Below are 6,994 nucleotides of genomic sequence, written 5' to 3' on the forward strand. Positions count from 1 at the left end.
ACAGCGCGAGGGGCGGGTTACGCCCGGTGACAAGTTCCCCTGCGGAAGTTTTCCGGGGGTCTTCGACTCAGGAGACGCCGACGATGGGCAGCCGCAGCGCCCCGGGGGCGCTGTCGGGCACCACGGGCTGCTTCGGCGCCACCGGCTGGATCCGCTGGTACGCCGCGCCCAGGGCCGGTCGGGTGTCGACCTCGCCCTTGTTGGGCCAGAACGACATCGCCCGCTCGGCCTGGGCGGTGATCGTCAGCGAGGGGTTCACACCCAGGTTGGCCGAGATCGCCGAACCGTCCGCGATGTGCAGCCCGTCGTACCCGTAGACCCGCTGGTAGGGGTCGACGACGCCGGTCTCGGGGGCGTCGCCGATCGTGCAGCCGCCGATGAAGTGGGCGGTGAGCGGCATGTTGAACGGCTCACCGATCGTGCCGCCCGCCTTGCCGCCCATCTGCTCGGCCATCCGGCGGACGGCGTCGTTGGCGACCGGGATCCAGGTCGGGTTCGGCTCGCCGTGGCCCTGGCTCGAGGTGAGGAACCACCCGAACGGCGTCTTCAGCGGCTTGGTGATGATCGAGTTGTCGACCGTCTGCATCACCAGCGCGATGACGACCCGCTCGGACCAGTGCTTGACGTCGTAGAGGTCGAGGACGTTGCGCTTCTCCTTCCACAGCTCCTTCAGCCAGGTCTTCCAGCGCGGATCGGGGCCGTCGCCGTCGGTGAGGACGGTCTGCATGAGCGACATCGCGTTGGAGCCCTTGCCATAGCGCACCGGCTCGATGTGGGTGACCTCGTCGGGGTGCCAGGACGAGGTGATCGCGACGCCGGTGCTGTAGTCGGCGCCCGAGCCTTTCGGGGCGATGGCACCGAGCAGGGACTCGGAGTTCGTCCGGGTCAGCAGCCCGAGCCGGTCGGAGACGTTCGGCAGGTCACCGGTCGTCTTGAGCTTGTGGAGCAGCTTCTGGGTGCCGAGGGCGGCCGCGGCGAAGATGACGTGCTCGGCCGTGAACGTCTTGACCGCGGTCCTGCGCGAGAGCTTGGCCTTGGTCCAGCGGGCGTCGACCCGGTAGCCGCCGCCGTCGAGGGGACGCACCCGGGTGACCGTCGTCAGCGGGTGCACCACGGCGCCGTTCTGCTCGGCGAGGTAGAGGTAGTTCTTGACCAGGGTGTTCTTGGCGTTGTGGCGGCACCCGGTCATGCACTCGCCGCAGTCGAGGCAGCTGTTGCGCTGCGGCCCGACACCACCGAAGTAGGGGTCGTCCTGCTGCGCCCCGGGCGCTTCACCGGGCCCGCCGAAGAAGACCCCGACGGGGGTCGGGTGGAACGTGTCGCCCACCCCCATGTCCTCGGCGACGCTCTTCATGACCTCGTCGGACGGGGTCATCTTGGGGTACTCCACGACGCCGAGCATCCGCTTGGCCTGGTCGTAGTACGGCGCCAGCTCGGCCTTCCAGTCGGTGATGTGCGACCAGGAGGGGTCCTTGTAGAACGGGTCGAGCGGCTCGTAGAGGGTGTTGGCGTAGACCAGCGAACCGCCGCCGACCCCGGCGCCGGCCAGGATCAGGCAGTCGCGCACCGCGTCGATCCGCTGGATGCCGTAGCAGCCGGCGGCGGGCGCGAAGAGGTAGCGCTTGAGGTCCCACGAGTTGTCCGCGAAGTCCTCGTCCTCGAACCGCGCGCCCGCCTCGAGAACGGCGACCTTGTAGCCCTTCTCCGTCAGCCGGAGCGCGGAGACGGACCCGCCGAAGCCCGAGCCGATGATGAGGACGTCGTAGTCGAACCCGGTGTCCGTCCCGGTGTCCGTCCCGGTGGCCATGTCAGGCCCTTCCCAGCTTGTTGAGCACCTTCAGACCGAGGGTCTGGAGCTTGGCGTGCCGCTCGGCATTGAGGCCGAGCTGCGGGGTCATCTTCAGCACCCGCTGGGTGCCGACCGACTGCGTCTCGGTGTAGCGGTGGATGCCCTCCGCGCCCTGGCGGCGGCCCATCCCGGACTCACGCATGCCGCCCATAGGGGCGGCGACGCTGCCGAAGGTGGCGCCGAAGCCCTCGTTGATGTTGACCGTGCCGCACTTGATCTGGCGCGCGATCGCCCGCGCGCGGGCGCCGTCCTGGCTGAAGATCGCCGCGTTGAGGCCGTACTCACCGTCGTTGGCGCGGGCGATGGCGTCGGACTCGTCGTGGAAGCGGTAGAGCGACACCACCGGACCGAACGTCTCGTGCCCGAAGCAGGTCATCTCCGGCGAGACGCCCTCGAGGATCGTCGGCTCGTAGAAGTACGGCGCCAGCTCGGGGCGCGCCGCTCCTCCGGCGAGCACCCGTGCCCCCTTCGCGACGGCGTCGTCGACGTGGGCCGTCACCGTCGCGAGCTGTTCGCCCGAGATGAGCGGGCCCATGTCGACCTCCCAGTCGAGCGTGGCGCCGAGCGTCATCGCCTTGGTGCGCGCGACGAACCGCTCCACGAACCGGTCGTAGACCTGGTCGGCGACGAAGATCCGCTCCGCGGAGACGCAGAGCTGGCCGGCGTTGGAGAAGCTCGCGCGGACCGCGCCCTCGGCCGCCTTCTCGATGTCGGCGTCGCGCAGGACGAGCAGGGGGTTCTTGCCGCCGAGCTCGAGCGAGCAGCCGATCAGCCGCTCCGCGCACTGCTTCGCGATCAGCTTGCCGGTCGCCGTCGACCCGGTGAAGCAGATGTAGTCGGAGCGCTCGATCATCGGGCTCCCGAGCTCGCGGCCGGGGCCGGCGACGACCTGCCAGAGGTCGCGCGGGAAGCCCGCCTCGTCCATCAGCTTGACGCCCATCAGCGCGGTCAGCATGGTCTGCGCGTCGGGCTTGGCGACCACCGCGTTGCCGGCCATCAGCGCGGGCAGGCCGTCCGACAGCGCCATCGTGAGCGGGTAGTTCCAGGGCGAGATGATGCCCACCACGCCCTTGGGCACGTGGTTGATGTCGATCCGGGTGAAGACCGGGAACACGCCGTGCCGGCGCTCGCTGGCCAGGTGCTTGCCGGACATCCGGGCGTAGTAGCGGGCCGTGAGCGCGGTGTGCGCCACCTCGTCGTAGGCGTGCTTGCGCGCCTTGCCGTTCTCGAGCGTGATGATGTCGAGCAGCTCGGGCATCCGCTCCAGCAGCAGGTCGTGGAGGCGCAGCATCACGGCCGCCCGTTGCTCCATCGGGGTCTTGGCCCACGCCGCCTGCGCGATCCGCGCCCGGCGGTAGGCCTCGGCGACGTCGTCGGTGCTCGACTGCGGGATGTTCGCCAGCGGCGCCCCGTCGAGGGGCGAGATCAGCGGGACCGTGGTCCCGGACGTGGCGGTGACGCGCTCGGTGAGGGTCGCGACGTACTCCGGCTCGAGGACGTACGACGCCCGCGGGTCGTGCTCGGGGTCGTGCGGTCCGTCGACGAGGGGACCGCCTCCGACGCCTTCGGGATGGCCGGGGTTCGAAGCACTCATGAGTCGAGAGTAGGTGAGCACAGTCACTCCCGGCTACCGATCGGTAGCCAATGTGCTGCTTTACACATCGAGTTTCGGTGTCAAGAGCGGCGCGAGGGCCGGATCGGTACTAGTCCCTATGTCCGATAGCGGCGCGGACGCACCGCTCCGACCATGGTGGTGAGCGTCGAATCGGTCGACGCACAGGACCTTGGAGGAACCGTGAACACGACCCGGATGGCGGCTCTCGCCGCCTCAGCGATCACCATCGGGGCCGGCGTCGTCGCCACCGCTCCCCCGGCCTCCGCCGGCGATGCGGACGTGGTGCGGGCGAGCGGAGCGTGCGCGACCGGCACCTGGAAGCTCAAGGCGAAGCACGACGACGGCGGCATCGAGTGGGAGTTCGAGGTCGACACCAACCGCAACGGCCAGCGCTGGCAGGTCCGGGTGCGGGACAACGGCGACCTGATCATGTCCGGCGTCGGCGTGACCAGCGCCCCGAGCGGCTCCTTCGAGATCGGCCGGACCACCGCCGACAAGGCCGGCAGCGACCGGATCGTCGCCCGCGCCACCCGCGGCGACGTCGTGTGCGTCGGCCGGGTCACCGTCTGACGCGGATCACTCGTCCGGAGCCGACCCCTCCGGCAGGTGGTCCCTCGCCCAGAGCGCCGCGCTGGTGCGGTCGGCGACCCCGATCCGACGGAACACGTTGCCGAGATGGACCTTGACCGTGCGCTCGGCGATCCCGAGCCGGCTCGCGATCTGCTTGTTGGCCAGGCCCTGGGCGACGAGGAGCAGGACCTCCTGCTCGCGGGCGCTCAGGCCGTGGCCGTCGTCCCGGTCACGCGCAGGCAGCAGCGTCCTGGCCACCCTCGGGTCGAGCGGGGCGTGCCCGGCCGCGGCGGAGCGGATCGCGGCGAGGACCGCATCCGGCTCGGAGTCCTTCAGCAGGTAGCCCACGGCTCCGGCCGCGACAGCGGCGCCGACCCGGGCACTGTCGGAGAACGACGTCAGCACCACCACGGCGCAGCCGTGTCCGGCGGCGGTGATCCGCCGGGTCGCCTCGACCCCGTCGACGCCCGGCATCGACAGGTCCATCAGCACCACGTCCGGGTCGGTCTCCCCGACCAGCGCCAGGGCTTCCTCGCCCGTCGCGGCCTCACCGACGACCCGGATGTCATCGGTGCTGGAGGAGATCAGCCCGGCCAGCCCCGCCCGGACCAGCGGGTGGTCGTCGACCAGCACGACGTCGATCACCGGACCGGCACCCGCAGCCGCCAGTGCGCGCCGGCGCCGGGCGCGGTCGCCACCGCCAGCTCAGCGCCCTCGTCGGACGCGACGTCCGCGAGCAGCCGGATCCCGAGGTGCCCCTGGCGCGGCCGCGCCAGCGCCTCGGCGGGGTCGAAGCCCACCCCGTCGTCGACGACGTCCAGCACGACGGCCCCGGGCTCGGCGCGCAGGACGATCGTGACCTGCGAGGCGCGTGCGTGGCGGCGTACGTTCTGCAGGCACTCCTGCGCGACCCGGTAGACCAGCCGCTGCCGGTCGCCGTCGAGCCGGTCGGCGTCGTCGTCGAGCTCCAGGTCGACGCGCACCCCGCGCGCCCGCAGCGACGCGGCGAGGTCGGCGAGCGCCTCGGCGAGGCCTCCGGCCTCGAGGTTGGCCGGGTAGATGTCGACCAGCAGCGACCGCAGGCTGCGGATGCTCGAGCGGAGGGTGCCGGCCGCGTCGCGCAGCTCCTCCCCCAGCATGCTGTCGGTCTGCGCCGGGTCGGCGGTCTCGTCGGCACGGGTCGCCGCACCGGCGACGACGTACGACGTGGCGGCGAGCTCTTGCACGACACCATCGTGCAGGGTCGCGGCGATCCGGCGTCGCTCCTCGAGCGATGCGTCCACCCGCTGCCGCAGCAGCGCCTCGCGCTGCTCCTGCGTCGCGCGCAGCCGGGTGGCGAGCCGCCAGCCGATCGGCAGCAGGAGCAGGACGAAGAGCAGCAGGCTGCTGACCGTGACGCCGGCGAACGCGCGCCACAGCTCCGACGAGCGGGCGTCGACGGTGTCGTAAGGCGAGTAGGTCTCGAACAGGAGCGGGGTGCCGTCCGGCGTCACCACCGGGCGGTAGACCTCGAGCATCTGGCCCTGGCCGCGCTCGAACCGGTTCTCCGGCCGGCTGAGGTCGGAGATCTCCGCCTCGGTCCGGGGCTCGTCGAGGACCTCCCGCTCGTCGGCCCCGAGGTCGAACCTCTCCCCGATCAGCCGGGCCTCGTCGGAGTAGACGATCTCGCCCTCGGTCGTCCAGATCTTGATCCGGACGACCGAGCTGGTGTCCAGCAGGTCGCCGACCGCCCGGTCGAGCGCCGCGATCGCGGCCGGGTCGCCGTCGACGATCTCGTCGGTGAGCGCCGGTTGGACGACCGACTCGGCGATCAGGTCCGCCGTCTCGGCCGCGTCGCTCACGGCCTGCCGCTCGGCGAGGGCCCGCGAGGCGACGATCCCCCCGATCGCGACGGCCACCAGCGCGACCAGGGTGCTGACACCCACCCACGCGAGCAGCCGTCGCGGTCGCAGCACCTCGCGGTCCTCCGGCCGACGCCCGTCCGTCGGACGCGACACCACGGTCCAGGCCGGAGGCTCGGGTTGGCGGTCGGGTTGGCGGTCGGGTTGGCGGTCGCTCATCCCCGCCAGTGTCCACCAACGCCAGGGTCGGCCCTACCGCTTGGCGTAGTTCGAGGCGCCGTACCAGTCCACGATCACGGCCGGCTCGTCGCCGATGACCCACGCGTCGTGGCCCTCCGGGAGCGAGGTGACGTCGCCGGCGTGGACGACGAGCTCGGTGCCGTCGGCCATGAGGACGCCGAGGGTGCCGCTGACGTGGTACTGGAAGTGCGGCGCCTCGCACAGGTCGGTGCCGGCGATCGGCTTGACGTGCTCGGACCAGCGCCAGCCGGGCTGCAGGACGAGGCGGCCGATCTCGGAGTCGCCGATCGTCAGCAGGTCGACCGCGCCGTTCTCGAACGACCGGGTCTCGTCGGGCTTGTCGAAGCTCTTCTGCTCCGTGCGCTGCTGGGCCTGGTTCGTCTGCTGGTTCATCTGCTGGTTCATCTGCTGGGTCATCTCGGGTCTCCTCCGACTCGTCGTCCGGTGCCGGTCACCGGCGCATGTCCGCACGCTCCCGCGGCGGCCTTGCAGCCGGGTTGCAGCCGCGTACGATCAGCGGCGTGACTGGCGGTGCGAGTGCACTGTCGGTGCGTGTCCTCGGGGACCTCACCGTCGACGGATCCGACCTGACCCGCCTGGACAGGAAGTCCCGCAGCCTGCTCCAGCTGCTCGCTCTCGCCCGCGGCCGGCCGGTGTCACCGGACGCACTGGTCGACGCGCTCTGGGGCGACGACCCTCCCGCCCGGCCGGGCGACCAGCTCGCGGTGCTCGCGAGCCGGCTGCGGCGCGAGCTCGGACGCGACCGGATCGAGCGCACCGACGGCGGCTACCGCCTCCACACCGACTGGCTGGACCTGGCCGAGCTGGAGGCGGTCGTCGTCGAGGCGGAGCGTCGACACGCCGCCGGCGAGATCGCCG

General features: G+C 71.5%; 7 protein-coding genes. 2 read left to right on the forward strand and 5 right to left on the reverse strand.

Translation table 11 applies throughout. The features are described from left to right. Nucleotides 1–67: 67 nt before the first annotated feature. A complete protein-coding gene (locus tag H0488_RS09000) occupies nt 68–1,807 on the reverse strand; it encodes a GMC oxidoreductase (RefSeq protein ID WP_183098938.1) in 1,740 nt (579 codons plus the stop codon). Nucleotide 1,808: 1 nt separating this feature from the next. Then, complete coding sequence (locus H0488_RS09005; RefSeq protein ID WP_183098939.1) at nt 1,809–3,443, reverse strand: succinic semialdehyde dehydrogenase; 1,635 nt, start codon at nt 3,441–3,443, stop codon at nt 1,809–1,811. A 201-nt stretch (nt 3,444–3,644) separates the two neighbouring features. Here H0488_RS09005 and H0488_RS09010 point away from each other — a divergent pair, with 201 nt between their 5' ends. After that, nucleotides 3,645–4,034 carry a hypothetical protein gene (locus H0488_RS09010; RefSeq protein ID WP_183098940.1) on the forward strand — a complete coding sequence of 130 codons (390 nt, stop codon included), beginning with the start codon at nt 3,645–3,647 and terminating at the stop codon, nt 4,032–4,034. Between the two features lie 6 nt (nt 4,035–4,040). Here the strand turns inward: H0488_RS09010 and H0488_RS09015 are convergent, their stop codons facing one another. Genes H0488_RS09015 through H0488_RS09025 form a run of 3 tightly spaced genes read right to left on the reverse strand, consistent with a single transcriptional unit; the run spans nt 4,041 to nt 6,532 of the window. Further along, entirely contained in the window at nt 4,041–4,679 is a 639-nt protein-coding gene (locus tag H0488_RS09015) for a response regulator (protein WP_183098941.1), read from the reverse strand. Then, nucleotides 4,676–6,094 carry a sensor histidine kinase gene (locus H0488_RS09020; RefSeq protein WP_183098942.1) on the reverse strand — a complete coding sequence of 473 codons (1,419 nt, stop codon included), beginning with the start codon at nt 6,092–6,094 and terminating at the stop codon, nt 4,676–4,678. The genes H0488_RS09015 and H0488_RS09020 overlap by 4 nt, the downstream gene beginning before the upstream one ends. Nucleotides 6,095–6,127: 33 nt before the next feature. Continuing rightward, nucleotides 6,128–6,532 (reverse strand): cupin domain-containing protein, encoded by a 405-nt coding sequence (locus H0488_RS09025; RefSeq protein WP_246371665.1) that lies wholly within the window; start codon nt 6,530–6,532, stop codon nt 6,128–6,130. Between the two features lie 104 nt (nt 6,533–6,636). On the opposite strand from H0488_RS09025, the gene H0488_RS09030 reads away from it, so the two are divergent. Further along, the coding region (locus H0488_RS09030; protein ID WP_220794358.1) for an AfsR/SARP family transcriptional regulator at nt 6,637–6,994 on the forward strand (358 nt) is incomplete at its 3' end.

This window comes from Nocardioides pelophilus, assembly GCF_014180685.1.
Lineage (GTDB): Bacteria > Actinomycetota > Actinomycetes > Propionibacteriales > Nocardioidaceae > Nocardioides > Nocardioides pelophilus.